Genomic DNA, 276 nt, shown 5'->3' with positions numbered 1-276 from the left:
GGCGTCCCCAAGGGGATTCGAACCCCTGTTACAGCCGTGAAAGGGCAGTGTCCTAGGCCTCTAGACGATGGGGACACAAAAATTTCTACTGAACCAGCGATTCAGTATTTTTGTGTAAAGGTGAGAATGTGGTGACACATTCGAACGACTGATGCAGTAAAAACTCGATGCCGAGGTTTTATCGCACAATCATCACCCTCATCAACAGGTGCTCTTGCTCATTACTTTTATCAGACAATCTGTGTGGACACTACGCAATGCGTATCGTTAGGTAAG

1 tRNA gene is annotated in these 276 nt (G+C 46.7%); it reads right to left on the bottom strand.

From position 1 onward, the window contains the following. Nucleotides 1–2: 2 nt before the first annotated feature. Nucleotides 3–75: transfer RNA gene (locus HUZ92_RS20765), tRNA-Glu, on the bottom strand. Between the last annotated feature and the right edge of the window lie 201 nt (nt 76–276).

The organism is Yersinia vastinensis (assembly GCF_902726565.1).
GTDB lineage: Bacteria > Pseudomonadota > Gammaproteobacteria > Enterobacterales > Enterobacteriaceae > Yersinia > Yersinia vastinensis.
The sequence above is the reverse complement of the archived record's forward strand: the minus strand, read 5'-3'. Positions and strand labels throughout refer to the sequence as shown.